This is a genomic window from Mycobacterium sp. 1081908.1, from assembly GCF_001673535.1.
Classification (GTDB): domain Bacteria; phylum Actinomycetota; class Actinomycetes; order Mycobacteriales; family Mycobacteriaceae; genus Mycobacterium.
The window spans coordinates 1-17450 of record NZ_LZLY01000112.1; the positions used below are offsets into that span (position 1 = coordinate 1).

Here is a 17450-nt window from a genome sequence, read left to right on the forward strand (position 1 = left end):
TGCAGCATCCCGCCCGCGCCGCCGTCGCCGCCCTGGTTGCCGTGCGTGGCGACCCCGGCGTTGCCGCCGGCGCCGCCGCCTCCGGCGACGCTGAGGCCATTACCGCCGGCGCCGCCCGCGCCGCCGGCCCCGGAAAAGAGGCCGCCGGCACCGCCGTTCCCGCCAAAGCCGCCTCGGCCGTTGGCGCTGACACCGGCCGCGCCACCGGCCCCGCCGGTCCCGAACAGCCCGGCGGCGCCGCCGTTCCCGCCGCCGCCGCTCACCGCGCCGGCGACCAGTGTGCTGCCGCCGGCCCCGCCCGACCCCGCGGTGCCCCAGAACAGCCCGGCCGCGCCGCCGTTGCCGCCCTTTTGGCCCGCGGCCCCGGACCCGCCGTTGCCGCCGTTACCGACCAATATCCCGCCTGCCCCGCCGTTTTGGCTTGTCCCCGGCGCGCCGTTGGCGCCGTTGCCGATCAACGGGCGACCCACCAGCGTCTGGGTGGGCGCGTTTATCACGTTCAACAGCTCCTGCAGCGGCGACGCGTTGGCGGCCTCGGCGCTCGCGTAGGAGGCGGCGGCCGTGTTCATGGCACGCACGAACTGCTCGTGAAAGGCCGACACCTGAGCGCCCAGCGCCTGATATGCCTCGGCGTGCCCGGTGAAAACGGCCGTGATGGCCGCCGACACCTCGTCCGTCGCCGGCGCCAGCAGTTCGGTGGTGGGCGCCATCGCGGCGAGATTCGCCTCGGCGAGCGCTGACCGTATGGTCGCCAGATCCGCAGCCGCCGCGTCGATCACCTCGGGCGCCGCCATCAGAAAGGACATGTGGCACCCTTCCCGCTCGGGTCAACCCTGGGCATGAGCCGAAGGCCATCGAGCCGCCAGAGCGTAACAGCCGCTGAGACGGAAAATCTCCCGTTCGCCCGAAATGCGTGGCGCCGGGAAACGGGTCTAGATGTGCCGCGTGTTCGCGACGGCGCGGTCCATCTCCCAGTACGCGCGCAGGGCGACCATCTGGCCCTCGTCGGTGGCCTTGTAGGTGAAGACGCCCTCTGCGGTGGTCTGGTAATCGCCCGTGGTGATGAGGATGTGCCCGACGTTGGCTTCCTCATTGCCGCATTGGTAGGTGTCGCGGAAAAAGAACTCGATCTTGGTGGTCGGTGCGATGGTGTTGTCCCAGAAGGCCGCGATCGCGTCGCGCCCGCGGTGCCCCTTACCTTCGGGATCGAGGGGCGACGGCCCGATTGGGTCCTCGACGATCGCGTCGTCGGCGAACACCGCCAGCCATGCCTCCTTGTCCCGGGCGATGACGGCCTCCCGCGAGCGCCTGCCGGCCTCGTGGGCCGGGTGCTTCTTGGTGCCCTCAATCGTGGTCACGCCGGCACCTTTTCCGGCTTGTCCGCGGCGACCACCCACATCGAGTAGTACTGCGATCCGCCGCCGTACGCGTGGCCCAACGCCTTTCGTGCGCCGGGGACTTGGTGATCGCCGCCCTTGCCCATCACCTGAATCGCGGACTCCGCGAAGCGAATCAGGCCCGACGCGCCGATGGGGTTCGACGACAGCACGCCGCCCGACGGGTTCACCGGGAGCCGGCCGCCGATCTTGGTCTCGCCCGCCTCGGTGAGCTTCCAGCCCTCGCCCTCGGGGGCAAACCCGAGGTTTTCCAACCACATCGGCTCGAACCAGGAGAAGGGCACGTAGATCTCGGCGGCGTCGATCTCGTCGATCGGGCTGGTGATGCCGGCCGCCTTCCACAGCGCGGCGGCCGCGTCGCGCCCCGCCTGGGGGCTGACCTGGTCGCGTCCGGAGAACTGCAGCGGCTCGGTGCGCAGCGCGGTGGCGTGGATCCAGGCCACCGGTTCGCCTTGTGCCAGCCGGGCTTCGGCGATTTCTTCGTTCCCGATCACCATCGCGGCCGCGCCGTCGGAGGACGGGCAGGTCTCGTCGTAGCGGATCGGGTCCCACAGCATGGGGGACTCCATCACCTTCTCGACGGTGATGTCGGGCTGGTGCAGGTGGGCCAGCGGGTTGCGGGCCCCGTTGAGCCGGTCCTTGACCGCGACCATGGCACCGATGTTCAACGGTGCCCCCGAACGGCGGATGTAGGACCGAACGTGCGGGGCGAAGTATCCACCCGCGCCGGCACCGACGGGCTTGATGAAGGGGATCGGAATCGACAACGCCCACATGGCATTTGATTCCGACTGCTTCTCCCAGGCCATCGCCAGCACACGGCGGTATTTTCCGGATTGCACCAGGCTGGCGGCGACGACGGCGGTGGACCCGCCTACCGAACCCGCGGTGTGCACCCGGATCATCGGCTTGCCGGTGGCCCCCATGGCGTCGGCCATGAAAAGCTCCGGCATCATGACGCCCTCGAAGAAGTCCGGTGCCTTGCCGACCACGACCGCGTCGATGTCGTCGAAGGTCGAACCGGAGTCTTCCAGTGCGCGGTCGATCGCCTCGCGCACCAGCCCGTTCATCGAGACGTCTTTGCGCTTGGCGACATACTTCGTCTGCCCGGTACCGAGTACCGCGGCAAGGTGTGCCCCTGCACCGGCCATCAGTTCTTTCCTTCCATGACCGCGACCAGGTTCTGTTGCAAGGCGGGCCCGCTGGTGGCGTGCGCCAGCACCCGCCCGGCCGAACCGTTCCAGATGTGTTGTGCCGCAAAGCCGATTCGTTCCAGGCCGGCGACGAACATCGGGTGGGCCGCCAGCGCGCCGCCGGACGGGTTGATCTTCGTCGCGCCCGGGATGTTGATCGCCTCCGCCAGAATCAGGTGCTGATGGGTGAACGGCGCGCAAATCTCGGCGACGTCGAGGTTGCGGGTGTTTCCGCCGGTGGCGGCCCGCGCCGCGGCCGTGGTCGACGGCGACTCGGTGAGGTCGCGAACGCCGAGCGACGGGGATTCGATGCGGTGTTCGATACCCGTGATCCAGGCCGGGTTTTCGCGCAATTCGCGGGCCCGGTTGTCGGCGGCGACCAGGATCGCGGCGGCGCCGTCGGTGATCGGGGCGATGTCGTGGCGGCGCAGCGGGTCGGCGAAGAACGGCCGTTCCAGCAATTCGTCGAGGCTGACCGGTGGTTCGACGGAGTCGACGCGTTTGGCTTGGGCGAAGGCATCGAACGCGACTCGGGCCATTTGCATTTCGGTCCACTTGCCGCTGTCGAGCCCGATGCGGGCCTGTAATCCGGCCATCGACACCGAATCCGGCCACAACGGCGCCACCGTGTAGGGGTCGGTCTGCCGCGACAGGATCTGGCGCAGTATCCCCGCCGACGACTTGCCGAAGCCGTACACCAGCGCTGTGTCGACCTCGCCGGTGAGGATCTTGATGTAGGCCTCGTACAGCGCCCAGGCCGCGTCCATCTCGACGTGCGACTCGTTGATCGGGGGAAAGGCGCCGATCGAGTCGATCGCCGAGATGAACGAAAATGCCCGTCCGGCAAGGTAATCGGAAGATCCCGAGCACCAGAATCCGATGTCGGCCTGGGAAATGCCGAGCTCCTCGTAGAGCTGGGCGAAGCACGGCATCAGCATTTCGACGCCGTTGGTGGTGCCGTCGGTGCGGCGGACATGCGGGGCATGCGCGAAGCCGACGACCGCAACGTTGCGAGCGCTCATGTGCAGCTAGGTCCTTTACAGGTGGTGCTTGTAGGTGTCGTACTCGGCGTCCGGTTCCCCGGTCGGCCGGAAGTACTCGATGTTGTCGATGCCAAATCCCCACTCGTCGCGGGGTTTCCACACCGCCTCGACGCGCATGCCCATCCGCACCTCGTGCGCGTCGATGTCGGCCACCAGATGCAGGAACGGGATGTCGGCGCCGTCGAGCAGCACGTAGGCGGCCACATACGGCGGCTTGATGCGCTGGCCCTGGAACGGGATGTTGATGATCGCGAACGTCGTCACCGTGCCCTTGTCGGGCAGCTCGACGAAGTCGGTGGTCGGCAGGCCGGTGGCCGGGTCCGCGCCGTGCGGAGGGAAATACACCTTGCCGTTTTCGCCCGTTTTGGCGCCCAGCAGCTTGCCTTCCGCGATCGCGCGCAGGTAGGCGCTCTCCTCGTGCGAGGCGCTGTGCTGGATCGTCAGCGAGACCGGGGTGACGATCATGGTGACCGGGTCCTGATCGCTGGCGGGTCCTTCGGGTTCGGCGTCCTCACCGAGCGCGAAGTAGGCGATGTCGGTGATGGCGCCCACCGTCTCGTCGGCCCAGTGCGCGTGCACCCGGGCGCCGGTGCGGATCTTGCCGGGTTCGCCCGCGTCTACCGCGTGCATCAGCAGCGTGTCCGCGCCGTCGAGCTTGATCAGCGCCCAGGCGAAGGGCCGGTCCAGCGGCTGGCCCTCCAGCGGCTCGGGCTGCCACGTCCAGGACGCGACGGTGCCGACGCTCGACACCGCTACCATCTCGCCCAGCGGCTCGTAGGTAACCGGGTCATATTCCGCCGGCGGGACATGCACCCGGCCATCCGATCCGCGCACCCCGAGAATGCGGCGGTCACGCAGTGCGGTGAAGAACTTGCTCAGCGTGGCGCCCACCGAACGGGTGTAGTCGAATGACAATGTCAGTGGCGCGGAGAGCGGTGGCTCAGGGTGATCCATCAAGGTCGGGCTGCTCGAACTGGCTGTCACGCCATCGAGTAGAACAGGTTCTAAGAATCGTTTCAACATCGGGTCGGTCGGAAAGGCGGAGGCCATGAAGCTGGGGTTGCAGCTGGGGTATTGGGGCGCTCAACCGCCGGAGAACCATGTGGAGCTCGTCGCCGCGGCCGAGGAGGCCGGATTCGACGCCGTCTTCACCGCCGAGGCGTGGGGCTCCGACGCCTACACGCCCCTGGCCTGGTACGGATCCTCGACGTCGCGGGTGCGGCTGGGCACGTCGGTTGTGCAGCTGTCGGCGCGGACCCCGACGGCCTGCGCGATGGCCGCCCTGACGCTCGACCACCTGTCCGGGGGGCGGCACATCCTCGGGCTGGGCGTGTCCGGCCCGCAGGTGGTGGAGGGCTGGTACGGCCAGTCGTTCCCGAAGCCGCTGGCCCGCACCCGGGAGTACATCGACATCCTGCGGCAGGTGTGGGCCCGGGAGAAGCCGGTGACCAGTTCCGGGCCGCACTACCCGCTGCCGTTGACCGGTGCCACGACGACCGGGCTGGGCAAGCCGCTCAAGCCCATCACGCATCCGCTGCGGGCCGACATCCCGATCATGCTGGGCGCCGAGGGCCCCAAGAACGTGGCGCTGGCGGGCGAGATCTGCGACGGCTGGCTGCCGATCTTCTACACGCCGCGGATGGCCGACACTTACAACGAATGGCTCGATGAGGGCTTCGCCCGGCCGGGTGCGCGCCGCACCCGGGAGGACTTCGAGATCTGCGCGACCGCCACGATCGTCATCACCGACGACCGCAGCGCCGCCTTCGCGGCCATGAAGCCGTATCTGTCTCTGTATATGGGTGGCATGGGCGCCGAGGACACCAACTTCCACGCGGACGTCTACCGCCGGATGGGCTACGCCGAGGTCGTCGACGACGTGACGAAGCTCTTCCGCAGCAACCAGAAGGACAAGGCCGCCGAGATCATTCCGGACGAGCTCGTCGACGACGCCGCGATCGTCGGTGATCTGGACTACGTCCGTAAGCAGGTCAAGGTGTGGGAGGCCGCGGGCGTCACGATGATGGTGGTCAACGGCCGCAATGCCGAGCAGATCAGCGAGCTTGCTACCTTGGTCTAGCCCGGTATTGCCGTCCGAATAGAACGCGTTCTAGATTGGCCCGATGACAGCCTCGCAGCACACCATCGCCGGCACCGTACTCACGATGCCGGTGCGGATCCGCCAAGCAAACCAGCACATGGCGATGTTCTCGGTGGATGCCGACGCCGCTCAACGGCTGATCGACTACAGCGGGCTGAAGGTGTGCCGGTACCTGCCGGGGCGCACGGTCGTGGTCCTGATGCTGATGCACTACATCGACGGCGACCTGGGCCAGTACTACGAATTCGGGACCAGCGTGATGGTCAACCCGCCCGGATCTTCGGCCAGCGGGCCGCGGGCGCTGCAGTCGGCCGGCGCCTTCATCCACCACCTGCCCGTCGACCAGCCGTTCACGCTGGAGGCCGGGACCAAGATCTGGGGTTACCCGAAAGTCATGGCGGACTTCACCGTTCGAGAGGGCCGTCATTTCGGATTCGACTGCACCGTCGACGCGCAACTCGTGATCGACATGGAATTCCGTCGGGGCCTGCCGTTTTCGCTGACCCCGCGCCAGCAGGCGCAGCGCAGCTACTCACACCGCGACGGCGTCACGCGCGAGATCGCCTTCGAACACACGCTGGACGGTGTGCGCACCCGTCTCGGCGGGGTGCGCATCCGGCTGGGCGATCACCCTTACGCGAAAGAGCTGGCGTCGCTTGGCCTTCCGAAGCGCGCGATGCTGTCCAGTTCCGCGGAGAACGTGCAAATGGTATTCGGCGACGCTCAGGAGATCTCATGACTATGACCAGGCCGGACGTCGACCTCACCGACGGCACCTTCTACGCCGGTGAGTCCCACGCCGTCTACCGGTGGATGCGGGAGAACGAACCGGTCTTCCGGGACCGCAACGGGCTGGCCGCCGCGTCGACGTACCAGGCCGTCATCGATGCCGAGCGCAACCCCGAGTTGTTCTCGAACGCCGGCGGCATCCGGCCCGACCAAGACGGCGTCGAGATGATGATCGAGATGGACGACCCGCAACATCTGTTGCGCCGCAAGCTCGTCAACTCCGGCTTCACCCGTAAGCGCGTGAAAGACCAGGAGTCCAAGATCCTTTCGCTGTGCGACACGCTGATCGATGCGGTGTGCCAACGCGGCGAGTGCGACTTCGTCTGGGACCTCGCCGCGCCGCTGCCGATGGCGGTCATCGGCGACATGCTCGGGGTGCTCCCGGAGGAGCGCGAGATGTTCCTCAAGTGGTCCGACGACCTGGTCGGCGCCTTGAGCAGCACCGCGGCCGAAGCGGACATCCAGGTCACGATGGATGCCTTCGCCGCCTACAGCGAATACATGATGGGGATGATCGCGGCCCGCAAGTCAGAGCCCACGGACGATCTCGTCAGCGTCCTGGTGCACGCGGAGGTCGAGGGGTCACGCCTGGAGGACCACCAGATCGTCACCGAGGTGCTGCTGCTCCTGATCGGCGGCGACGAGACGACCCGGCACACGCTGTCCGGCGGCACCCGGCAGTTGCTGTTGCACCCCGATCAGCACCGGCGGTTGGTCGACGATCTGGGGCTGCTGCCCAACGCGATCGAAGAGATGCTGCGCTGGACCGCGCCCGTGAAGAACATGGCCCGCACCATCACCGCCGACACCGAATTCCACGGCACGGCGCTGCGCCAGGGCGAAAAGATGATCCTGCTGTTCGAGTCGGCGAACTTCGACGAGAAGGTCTTCGAGGATCCGGAGAGCTTCAACATCGAGCGCTACCCGAACAACCACCTGGCGTTCGGCTTCGGGACGCACTTCTGCCTCGGCAACCAGCTCGCGCGGCTGGAGCTGTCGATCATGCAGACGCGGCTCCTGCAGCGCCTTCCCGACCTGCGGCTGGCGACTCCGGACGCCGCGTTGCCGCTGCGCCCGGCGAACTTCGTGTCCGGCCTGGAGAAGATGCCGGTGGCGTTCACGCCCAGCGCGCCGCTGGGCTGACGGCGCGTTGCGCCTCGTTGCGCCTCGTTGCCTCGTTGCCTCGTTGCCTCGTTGCGCCGAGCGTGACGTCAGGGCGAAAAATCGGCCAAATTCCGTGCGTGAGTTCACGTTCGGGAAGCCCACGCGGTGGCCAGTCGCGCCAGGATGCCGCCGCGCGTGTGTTCGGCCATGACGCGGATCGTGATCCAACCCATGGCGTGTAGAGCTTCATAGCGCTCTATGTCCCTGCGCAGTTGCCCACGATCGGTCCGATGGTGGTCACCCTCGTACTCGAGCGCGATTTTGAGATCCTCCCAACCGAGATCGACAACCGCGACAAGCTCGCCGTACTCGCCGTAGACCGGGATCTGGGTCTGCGGCGGAGGGTATCCGGCCTCGATGACCATCAGCCGCAGCCAGGTCTCCCGGGGTGACTCGGCACCGGCATCGACAAGCGTGAGCGCGCGCCTCGCCCGCCGGATGTTCCGATGGCCTTTGTAGCGTTCCGCAACCAATTCCGCGTCGGCGATCTTCAGTCGGGTTGCCCGGGCCAGCGCATCGATGGCGGCGACCGCCATGCCGGTGGGATTCCGGCAGGCCAGGTCGAAAGCGGTGCGTGCCGGGTTCGTCGCCAGCACGTCGCCGATCACTTGAGTCTCATCGTCCGCGACCGTGTCCGACCAGGTGCGAATGCCGGTTGGCGGCCGGCGGTGTTCGTACAGCAATTGAGCGGGTGTCCGGGGGTCGACCCACTTGGCGCCGTGCAGCGCCGACGCGGAATGTCCCGCGACGACCCCGCGTCGCCGTGACCACAGCCAGGCGGCACGAGCCCGCGTCACGGCGGTCAAGTCCTTCTCGCGCGGGACGTAGACGTCCGGATGGATTGCGACGAATCGGCTTCGCAAGCGGTACCGCGTCAGCGTGCCCGATGCGAGCGCTTCGCTCCCGATGAACGGTTCTTCCACCCGCGCAGTGTGTCTCGGCCTACCGACACGAGCGCCCAGCGTGACGTCAGGGCGAAAAAATGGCCAAAATCTCGCCCTGAGTGCACGTTCGGCGGAGGGGAAGAGCGAGGCGAGCGGACAGCCGAAGCTAGCGGTTATGGAAGTTGGGCTTGCGTTTCTCGGCGAACGCCCGCGGGCCTTCCTTGGCGTCGTCGGACAGGAACACCTTGATGCCGATCTGGGTGTCGATCTTGAACGCGTCGTTCTCGTGCAACCCCTCGGTCTCCCGGATCGCCCGCAGGATCGCCTGTACGGCCAACGGTCCGTTGTTTTCGATGATCTCCGCGATCTCGAGCGCCTTGGTCAGCGCCTGACCGTCCGGGACGATGTGCCCGATCAGGCCCATCTCCTTGGCCTCGGCGGCGGTGATGTGCCGTCCGGTCAGCAGCAGGTCGCAGGCGACCGTGTAGGGGATCTGTCGCACCAGCCGCACCGCCGACCCGCCCATCGGGTACAGGCTCCACTTGGCTTCCGAGATGCCGAATTTGGCGCTCTCGCCGGCCACCCGGATGTCGGTGCCCTGCAGGATCTCGGTCCCGCCGGCGATCGCGGGTCCCTCGACGGCCGCGATCAGCGGTTTGGTCAGCCGACGACCCTTCAGCAAGGCGTCGATCCGTGACGGGTCGTAGCTGCCGTCCTTAAAGGATTCACCAGGTGGCCGTTTCGTTGCCGTCTTCAGGTCCATGCCCGCGCAGAAGTAGCCACCGGCCCCGGTCAGGATGCAGCACCGGATGTCGTCGTCGTTGTCGACGCGGTCCCAGGCCTGCACCATGATTTCCATCATTTCGGTGCTCAGCGCGTTGCGGGCGTGCGGCCGGTTCAACGTGACGATCAGGGTGTGTCCGCGCTGCTCGACGAGCGCGTCGGGTCCCGTTTGTTCGTTTGCTGGAGCCTCGGCCACGGCTGGTGCCTTTCCGTCGACGTTGGGGGTGAGCTTGTCAAGAAATGTAACACGTTCTAATTTGGTGGCCGTGGCCCTGAATATTGCCGACCTTGCCGAGCACGCCATCGACGCTGTGCCTGACCGTGTTGCCCTCATCTGCGGCGGCGAGAAGCTGACCTACGCCGAGCTGGAGGAGAAGGCCAACCGCTTCGCCCACTACCTGATCGACCAGGGCGTCAAGAAGGACGACAAGGTCGGGCTGTACTGCCGCAACCGCATCGAGATCGTCATCGCGATGCTCGGCATCGTCAAGGCCGGCGCCATCATCGTCAACGTCAACTACCGCTACGTCGAGGGCGAGTTGCGCTACCTGTTCGACAATTCCGACATGGTCGCGCTGGTGCACGAGCGCCAGTACTCCGACCGGGTCGCCAACGTGCTGCCGGACACCCCGAACGTCAAGACGATCCTCGTCGTCGAGGACGGCAGCGACAACGACTTCCAGCGTTACGGTGGCGTCGAGTTCTACGCGGCGATAGCGGACAGCTCGCCCGAGCGTGACTTCGGCCCACGCAGCGCCGACGACATCTACCTGCTCTACACCGGTGGCACCACCGGATTCCCGAAGGGCGTGATGTGGCGTCACGAGGACGTCTACCGGGTGCTGCTCGGTGGAACCGACTTCGCCACGGGCGAATTCGTCAAGGACGAATACGATCTGGCCAAGGCCGCGGCCGCCAACCCGCCGATGATCAACTATCCGGTTCCGCCGATGATCCACGGCGCCACCCAGTCGGCCACCTGGAGGTCGCTCTTCTCGGGCCAAACCACCGTGCTGGCACCGGAATTCAACGCCGACGAGGTGTGGCGCACGATCCACGATCACAAGGTGAACATGCTGTTCTTCACCGGTGACGCGATGGCCCGGCCGTTGCTCGATGCGCTCGACAGGCAAAACGACTACGACCTGTCGTCGCTGTTCATGCTGGGCAGCACCGCGGCGTTGTTCTCGCCGAGCATCAAGGAGCGCCTGCTCGAGCTGCTGCCCAACCGGGTCATCACCGACTCGATCGGCTCCTCGGAAACCGGCTTCGGCGGCACCAGCATCGTCGCCAAAGACGCCCCGCACAGCGGTGGGCCCCGCGTGACCATCGACCACCGCACCGTGGTGCTCGACGAGGACGGCAACGAGGTGAAGCCCGGGTCGGGCGTGCGCGGTTTCATCGCCAAGAAGGGCAACATCCCGGTCGGCTACTACAAGGACGAGAAGAAGACGGCCGAAACGTTCAGGACCATCAACGGCGTTCGCTATGCCATCCCCGGGGACTGGGCCTTGGTAGAGGAGGACGGCACGGTCACGATGCTGGGCCGCGGCTCGGTGTCGATCAACAGCGGCGGCGAGAAGATCTACCCTGAGGAGGTCGAGGCCGCGCTCAAGGGCCACCCCGACGTCTTCGACGCCCTGGTGGTCGGCGTGCCCGACCCTCGCTACGGGCAGCACGTGGCCGCCGTCGTGCAGGCGCGGCCCGGGGCGCGGCCCTCGCTGGCCGAGCTGGACAGCTTCGTGCGCTCCGAGATCGCGGGATACAAAGTGCCGCGCAGCCTTTGGCTCGTCGACGAGGTCAAGCGTTCGCCCGCAGGCAAACCCGACTACCGCTGGGCCAAGGAGCAGACCGAGGCGCGCCCGGCCGACGAAGTGCATGCGAGCCACGTAACAACCTGATCGGCTCCTAGCGGCGCGACCCACGTCGCGGTGGGTCTAGAGTCGAAGCGCGATGACGATCGACGTGTGGATGCAGCATCCGACGCAGCGGTTTCTGCGCAGCGACATGCTTGCCTCGCTGCGGCGCTGGACCGGGGGATCGATCCCCGAGACCGACATCCCGATCGACGCGACACTCGCCGCGATGGACGCCGCTGGCGTCGACTTCGGCCTGCTGAGCGCGTGGCGCGGCCCTAATAACCAGGACCTGGTTTCCAACGACGAGGTCGCCGAATGGATCGGGCAACACCCGACGCGGTTTGCCGGTCTGGCCACCGTCGACCTCGATCGCCCGATGGCGGCGGTCCGCGAGCTGCGGCGCCGCGTGAAGGAGGGATTCGTGGGCCTGCGGGTGGTGCCGTGGCTGTGGGACGCACCGCCCACCGACCGCCGCTACTACCCGCTGTTCGCCGAATGCGTCGAGTCCGGCGTGCCGTTCTGCACGCAGGTCGGGCACACCGGCCCGCTGCGGCCGTCGGAGACCGGGCGCCCGATTCCCTACATCGACCAGGTGGCCCTGGACTTTCCCGAGCTGGTCATCGTGTGCGGGCACGTCGGCTACCCGTGGACCGAGGAGATGGTCGCCGTCGCCCGCAAGCACGAGAACGTCTACATCGACACCTCGGCCTACACCATCAAACGGCTGCCCGAGGAGCTCATACGTTTCATCAAAACCGGCACCGGGCAACGCAAAGTCTTGTTCGGCACCAACTACCCGATGATCATCCACACGCACGCCCTGGCGGGGCTGGATGAGCTCGGGCTCGCCGATGATGCCCGCCGAGACTTCTTGCGCGGCAACGCGGAACGCGTTTTCAGACTGGAGGCGAGCAGATGAACGGCGCGCAGGCCCTGATCAACACCCTGGTCGACGGCGGCGTCGACGTGTGCTTCGCCAACCCGGGCACCTCGGAGATGCACTTCGTGGCCGCGCTCGACACCGTCCCCCAAATGCGGGGCGTGCTGGCCCTTTTCGAGGGCGTGGCCACCGGCGCGGCCGACGGCTACGCGCGCATCGCCGGGCGGCCCGCCGCGGTATTGCTGCATTTGGGCCCCGGACTGGGTAACGGCCTCGCCAACCTGCACAACGCGCGGCGCGCCCGAGTGCCCATGGTGGTGGTCGTCGGCGACCACGCCACCTATCACAAAAAGTACGACGCCCCACTGGAATCCGACATCGATGCTCTGGCGGGCACCGTTTCGGGATGGGTGCGCCGCACCCAGCAGAGCGCCGACGTCGCGTCCGATACCGCCGAGGCGATCGCCGCCAGCCGGTCCGGCTCGCAGGTCTCCACCCTGATCCTGCCCGCCGACGCGTCCTGGTCCGACGGCGCGCAACCCGCCCGGACACCGCCGGCCGAGCCGCCGCGACCCGATCCCGCCCTGGCGTCCGAGGTGCTCGAGGTGTTGCGTTCGGGAGAGCCCGCGGTGCTCATGATCGGCGGCGACGCCACCCGAGGCCCCGGGCTGGCCGCCGCGGCGCGCATCGCCCAGGCGACCGGGGCCCGGTTGTTGTGCGAGACGTTCCCGACCCGGCTGGAGCGCGGCGCGGGCGTCCCCGCCGTCGAGCGGCTGGCGTATTTCGCCGAGGCGGCCACCGCCCAGCTCAACGGCGCGAAGCATCTGGTGCTGGCGGGCGCCAAGTCGCCGGTTTCCTTCTTCGCGTATCCGGGCATGCCGAGCGACCTGGTACCGGCCGGCTGCCAGGTGCACCTGCTCGCCGAATACAACTGCGCCGCAACCGCTTTGGTCGCGTTGGCCGACCAGGTGGCCCCCGGCACGGTCGCACCGCAAGCGCCGGCCTCGCGCCCGCAGCTGCCGACGGGTGCGCTGACGTCCGCGTCGGCGGCCGACGTGATCGGGGCGCTCCTGCCGGAAGGGGCGATCGTCGTCGACGAGTCGAACACGTCGGGCCTCATGCTGGAGCGGGCCACGGCCGGTGCGCCGGCCCATGATTGGCTGACCCTGACCGGCGGCGCGATCGGCTACGGCATTCCCGCCGCGGTGGGGGCCGCGGTGGCCGCACCCGATCGTCCGGTGCTGTGCCTGGAGTCCGACGGGTCGTCGATGTACACGATCTCCGGATTGTGGACGCAGGCGCGGGAAAACCTCAACGTGACCACGGTGCTCTACGACAACAGCGCGTACGACATCTTGCGCATCGAGCTGGGCCGCGTCGGGGCCGGGTCGTCGCCCGGCCCGAAGGCGCTCGACCTGCTCGACTTATCGTGCCCCACAATGGATTTCGTCAAGATCGCCGAGGGCATGGGGGTTCCCGCGCGGCGCGTCACCACGGCCGAGGAATTCGCCGATGCCCTGCGCGCGGCCTTCGCCGAACCGGGGCCGCACCTCATCGATGCCGTGGTGCCCTCACTGACGGGCTAGCGCCTCAGGCATCAAAGATTGTCGTCCCGAGACCGCTGGGGCTTTCCGAGATGTAGACCGGTCCCAGCTCGAAGGGGATGTTCCCGGTGTTCATCACGCTGCCGGTGACCGTGAGGGGAGTCGCGGCGGTGGTCGTGTAGCTGTACAGCAGCTGGCCCGCGCTGGTCTGGACCGTGATGACCGTTCCCACCGGCACGGTTCCGGACGTCTGACCGGTGCCGAGAAGGGATGCCGGGATCGATCCGAAGTTGTCGCCGGAATCGATTAGCAACGAGGGAACGACCGTGGACGTCGTCGCGCCCCCCGGGGGCGTGACCTGTACGTCCAAGTTGGCGACGGTCGGCGACCCGGTGATGGAGACGGTGCCGGGCAACTGGTTGGGGCCGAACACCAGCTGGTTGAGGGGCTGATTGAACAGCGCACCCTGGTCGAGGGTGCCGGGCAACGCCGTGATCACGGTGCTGGTGCCCGGGCCCCCGGCGTTCGGCCCGATGCCCAGAACACCGACGACCCCGGTGCCCGCCCAGTAGTTGGCGAAGCTTGTCGCGTTGGTGCCGGTGAGGATGTCGACGGCGGTCGGCGCGGTGACGGCGCTGACGGATCCGTTCGCCCCCGTCAAGAACCCGACGGTTTCGTCGGAGGTCGTGTAGCTGACCGTCACCGATGAGCCCGGCCCCGAATACGAAACCGAACCCGTCGCGACGGAGGGGCCGGGGTTGGGGACGTACTGCCCCTCGATCACCAGACCGCTGGATCCGGTGTCGACCAAAACGGGCGCCGGCGGCCCGCCGTTTACCGAGACATACACGATCGGGAAACGGCCTCGAGACAACGTCAGCGCGATGGCTTGGTTTTGCGAGATCGGGGTTCCGTTGCTGCCGGCGCTGTTGCCGGGGCCGCTGCCGGCTCCGCCGTTGCCGCCGGTGCCGTTGGTGCCGGGCGAGCCCACCGTGCCGCCGCTGCCGCCAGTGCCGCCGTTGCCGCCAGTGCCGCCGTTGGCGCCGTTGCCGACGGCGCCGACGCTGCCGCCGAACCCGGCCGCACCGCCGGTGCCCGCGGCGCCCGCTTTGGCGCCGTTGCCGCCGGTGCCGCCCTGCCCGCCGTTAACGCCGGTGCCGGCCAGCGTGGCGGGGCCGCCGTTGCCCGCATTGGCGCCGTCGCCCCCACGCCCGGCGTTGCCGCCGGTGCCGCCGTTGGCGCCCGCCCCGCCGGTTCCGCCGTTGCCCCCCGCGCCGCCGGCGCCGCCGTTGCCGCCGTTGTCGCCCTGGGCGTTGAAGGTGCCGCCGCTGGCGTCACCGCCGGCGCCGCCGTTCCCGCCCAGGCCCCCCATGCCGCCGGTCCCGCCAGTGAAACCGCCGCTCCCGTGTCCGCCGGTGCCACCGGAGCCGGCGTCGCCCCCCGTGCCTCCGTTTCCGCCGGTGCCGACGGGTAGCCGTTCGCTCGCGGGCGCCGATTGGAAGCCGCCGCCGGGCGCGCCGCCCGCGCCGGCCGTGCCCCCGTTGCCGCCGGTGCCGCCGGCGCCCCCGACGCTGCCGCTGCCGGTGCCTCCGGTTCCGCCGGCGCCGCCATCGCCACCGTCGCCCCCCGGACCGCCGTTGCCGTTAGACCCGAAGAAGCCGTGCTGCGGGGCTGTCGACGTCGGTCGTTGGCTGGCCGCGCCGCCTTGACCGCCCTGGCCGCCCTTGCCGCCACTGCCCCCGGCGAAGCCGGAGTTGGGGCCCGCCGCGCCGGTGTCGCCGCCGCCGCCGTCGCCGCCGCTGCCGCCGGCGCCGCCGTTGCCGCCGCTGCCGAAGAAGGTGTTGTTGTTTTCGGCGGCCTGCAGGCTGGCGCTCTGGCCGGGTTCGCCTCCAGCGCCGCCGCTGCCGCCGTCGCCGCCGGCGCCGCCGTTGCCGCCGCCGGAGTCGATGCCCGCCCCGCCGCCGGTGCCTTGACCGCCGTCGCCGCCGTTGCCGCCGTTGCCGCCACTGCCCCCGGCGGTGCCGCCGGTACCCGGATTGCCGCCGGTTCCGCCCGCGCCGGCAGCGCCGCCGTTGCCGCCGTTGCCGCCGTTGCCGCTGCCCACGGCCGTGCCGCCGTCACCGCCGTTGCCCCCGTTGCCGCCGTTGCCGGCGGCGCCGCCGTTGGCCGAGCTTCCGCCGTTGCCGCCGTCGCCGCCGGTACCACCCGCGCCCCCTTGGCCGCCCGCACCGGCGGTGCCCGCACCACCGGCGCCGGTGCCGGCCTGCCCGCCGGTACCGCCGTCGCCGCCGGTGCCGCCCCGCCCGCCGACGCCGCCAACCTGCCCGGGATTGGCGGTGTTGTCGGTGCCGGCGCCGCCCTGGCCGCCCCCGCCGCCGATCCCGCCCGTGCCGCCGGTGCCGCCGATACCCTGGTGGCCGCCGGCGCCGGATCCGGGGTTGCCGCCCTGGCCGCCCTGGCCGCCTTGACCGCCCTGGCCGCCTTGGCCGCCTTGGACGCCGGGCGCGGCCACGGTGGTGTTTTCGGCGCCCGCACCGCCGGTGCCGCCCTGGCCGCCCTGCCCACCATTGCCGGCGGCGCCCGCGGCCCCCTGGGTCAAGCCCGCGCCACCGACCCCGGCGGCCCCGCCGGTTCCGCCGCCGCCTCCGGTTCCGCCGATGCCGGCCGCGACGCTTTGGGTGCCTGCGGTGCCGGTTCCGCCGGTTCCGCCCGTGCCACCAAACCCGCCGGTGCCGCCCTGCCCGCCGACACCCTGCTGGCCCCCGGTGCCGGGGCCGGCCGCTCCGCCGGCGCCGCCCGTGCCGCCGTCGCCGCCCGTCGCGCCCGGACCACCCTGCCCGCCGCCGGGCGCGCCGAGGCTACCCTGCGCGCCTTGGCCGCCCGTGCCGCCGCTGCCGCCGTTCCCGCCGTTTCCGGCGCTGCCCGCGGCCCCCGGCGCCGAGCCCGCGCCCCCCACACCGGCCGCGCCGCCGACGCCGCCGTTGCCACCCGTAAATCCGATTTGGCCGGCCGCGCCGGTTCCGCCGATGCCGCCGGTGCCGCCGACCCCGCCGTTGCCACCGTTCCCGCCGGGCCCACCGAACGTCCCGCCGTGGCCGCCCGCGCCGCCCGCCCCGCCCGCGCCTCCGGTCTGGCCGATCGCGCCCACGCCGGCGGCGCCGGTGCCCCCCGTGCCGCCGACTCCTCCGGTGCCGCCGGCGCCGAAGAGCCCGGCGTCACCGCCCCGGCCGCCGGGTCCCCCCGGCATCCCGGGCCCCCCGGTCACGCCGGAGCCGCCGTTGCCGCCGTTGCCGAACAGGATCCCGCCCGGGCCGCCCGGCTGCCCGGTCCCCGGCGCCCCGTTGATCCGGTCGCCGATCAGCGGGCGACCCAAGAGCAGCTGGGTGGGCGCGTTGATCAACCCGAGCAGGTCCTGCTCGACGGTCTGCAATGGCGAGGCGCCGGCCGCCTCGGCCGCCGCATACGAATTCGCCGCGCTTGCCAGCGTTCGCGCGAACTGCTCGTGGAACGCCGCCGCTTGCGCAGCCAGCTCCTGATAGCCCCGACCGTGTTCGGCGAACAGCGCCGCGATGGCCGTCGACACCTCGTCGGCCGCGGCGCTCGCCATGTTCGTAGTCTGGGCGGCCGCGGCCGCGTTTCCGCTGGCCAGGGCCGCGCCGACGCCATCGACACTCGCAGCCACCGAGCCGACCAGCTCGGGTGAAACGAGCACATACGTCATCTGGGACCTCGCCGTCGGCAACCGGCCCTGAGCGTATCGCGATACTTACCGCGAACGGCCATTTCCACCGAAATGCGGCGATACGCCAAAAT

At 69.6% G+C, this 17450-nt stretch carries 14 protein-coding genes; 6 read left to right on the top strand and 8 right to left on the bottom strand.

The window, feature by feature from the left end; translation table 11 throughout:
• The 5 genes from A5655_RS17880 to A5655_RS17900 form a co-directional block, all read right to left on the bottom strand.
• Positions 1-806: PE family protein (locus tag A5655_RS17880; protein WP_156764916.1), on the bottom strand; the 806-nt coding region annotated here is incomplete at its 3' end.
• A gap of 126 nt (positions 807-932) precedes the next feature.
• A complete protein-coding gene (locus tag A5655_RS17885; RefSeq protein ID WP_067012240.1) occupies positions 933-1349 on the bottom strand; it encodes a nuclear transport factor 2 family protein in 417 nt (138 codons plus the stop codon).
• Between the two features lie 5 nt (positions 1350-1354).
• Complete coding sequence (locus tag A5655_RS17890) at positions 1355-2548, bottom strand: thiolase domain-containing protein (RefSeq protein WP_067012183.1); 1194 nt, start codon at positions 2546-2548, stop codon at positions 1355-1357.
• Entirely contained in the window at positions 2548-3612 is a 1065-nt protein-coding gene (locus tag A5655_RS17895) for a thiolase domain-containing protein (RefSeq protein ID WP_067012184.1), read from the bottom strand. The genes A5655_RS17890 and A5655_RS17895 overlap by 1 nt, the downstream gene beginning before the upstream one ends.
• Before the next feature lie 15 nt (positions 3613-3627).
• Positions 3628-4617 (bottom strand): Zn-ribbon domain-containing OB-fold protein, encoded by a 990-nt coding sequence (locus A5655_RS17900; RefSeq protein WP_197508727.1) that lies wholly within the window; start codon positions 4615-4617, stop codon positions 3628-3630.
• A gap of 64 nt (positions 4618-4681) precedes the next feature.
• On the opposite strand from A5655_RS17900, the gene A5655_RS17905 reads away from it, so the two are divergent.
• Genes A5655_RS17905 through A5655_RS17915 form a run of 3 tightly spaced genes read left to right on the top strand, consistent with a single transcriptional unit; the run spans position 4682 to position 7666 of the window.
• The gene (locus A5655_RS17905; RefSeq protein ID WP_067012188.1) at positions 4682-5713 is read left to right on the top strand and encodes an LLM class F420-dependent oxidoreductase; all 1032 of its coding nucleotides are present in this window, start codon (positions 4682-4684) and stop codon (positions 5711-5713) included.
• Positions 5714-5756: 43 nt separating this feature from the next.
• Entirely contained in the window at positions 5757-6473 is a 717-nt protein-coding gene (locus tag A5655_RS17910) for an acetoacetate decarboxylase family protein (protein ID WP_067012190.1), read from the top strand.
• Positions 6474-6475: 2 nt separating this feature from the next.
• Positions 6476-7666, top strand: a complete 1191-nt coding sequence (locus A5655_RS17915; protein WP_197508728.1) for a cytochrome P450 — start codon at positions 6476-6478, stop codon at positions 7664-7666.
• 104 nt (positions 7667-7770) lie between these two features.
• Here the strand turns inward: A5655_RS17915 and A5655_RS17920 are convergent, their stop codons facing one another.
• On the bottom strand, positions 7771-8610 hold the full coding sequence (locus A5655_RS17920; protein ID WP_067012194.1) for a hypothetical protein: 840 nt from the start codon (positions 8608-8610) through the stop codon (positions 7771-7773).
• Positions 8611-8737: 127 nt separating this feature from the next.
• Entirely contained in the window at positions 8738-9550 is an 813-nt protein-coding gene (locus A5655_RS17925) for a crotonase/enoyl-CoA hydratase family protein (RefSeq protein ID WP_067012196.1), read from the bottom strand.
• Positions 9551-9614: 64 nt separating this feature from the next.
• Between A5655_RS17925 and A5655_RS17930 the strand changes: the two genes are divergently transcribed.
• The 3 genes from A5655_RS17930 to A5655_RS17940 are packed head-to-tail and all read left to right on the top strand — an operon-like array spanning position 9615 to position 13679.
• Positions 9615-11255: an acyl-CoA synthetase gene (locus tag A5655_RS17930; RefSeq protein ID WP_067012198.1), complete on the top strand. Its 1641-nt coding sequence runs from the start codon at positions 9615-9617 to the stop codon at positions 11253-11255.
• A gap of 52 nt (positions 11256-11307) precedes the next feature.
• The gene (locus tag A5655_RS17935) at positions 11308-12132 is read left to right on the top strand and encodes an amidohydrolase family protein (RefSeq protein ID WP_067012200.1); all 825 of its coding nucleotides are present in this window, start codon (positions 11308-11310) and stop codon (positions 12130-12132) included.
• Entirely contained in the window at positions 12129-13679 is a 1551-nt protein-coding gene (locus A5655_RS17940) for an acetolactate synthase large subunit (protein WP_067012202.1), read from the top strand. The genes A5655_RS17935 and A5655_RS17940 overlap by 4 nt, the downstream gene beginning before the upstream one ends.
• A 4-nt stretch (positions 13680-13683) precedes the next feature.
• Here the strand turns inward: A5655_RS17940 and A5655_RS17945 are convergent, their stop codons facing one another.
• The gene (locus A5655_RS17945) at positions 13684-17358 is read right to left on the bottom strand and encodes a PecA family PE domain-processing aspartic protease (RefSeq protein WP_067012204.1); all 3675 of its coding nucleotides are present in this window, start codon (positions 17356-17358) and stop codon (positions 13684-13686) included.
• Between the last annotated feature and the right edge of the window lie 92 nt (positions 17359-17450).

Bases quoted from the DNA above. Each gene is read 5' to 3' on its own strand.
- A5655_RS17890 (WP_067012183.1), bottom strand. From the start codon at position 2,548: ATGGCCGGTGCAGGGGCACACCTTGCCGCGGTACTCGGTACCGGGCAG.
- A5655_RS17895 (WP_067012184.1), bottom strand. From the start codon at position 3,612: ATGAGCGCTCGCAACGTTGCGGTCGTCGGCTTCGCGCATGCCCCGCAT.
- A5655_RS17905 (WP_067012188.1), top strand. From the start codon at position 4,682: ATGAAGCTGGGGTTGCAGCTGGGGTATTGGGGCGCTCAACCGCCGGAG.
- A5655_RS17910 (WP_067012190.1), top strand. From the start codon at position 5,757: ATGACAGCCTCGCAGCACACCATCGCCGGCACCGTACTCACGATGCCG.
- A5655_RS17915 (WP_197508728.1), top strand. From the start codon at position 6,476: ATGACCAGGCCGGACGTCGACCTCACCGACGGCACCTTCTACGCCGGT.
- A5655_RS17935 (WP_067012200.1), top strand. From the start codon at position 11,308: ATGACGATCGACGTGTGGATGCAGCATCCGACGCAGCGGTTTCTGCGC.
- A5655_RS17940 (WP_067012202.1), top strand. From the start codon at position 12,129: ATGAACGGCGCGCAGGCCCTGATCAACACCCTGGTCGACGGCGGCGTC.
- A5655_RS17945 (WP_067012204.1), bottom strand. From the start codon at position 17,358: ATGACGTATGTGCTCGTTTCACCCGAGCTGGTCGGCTCGGTGGCTGCG.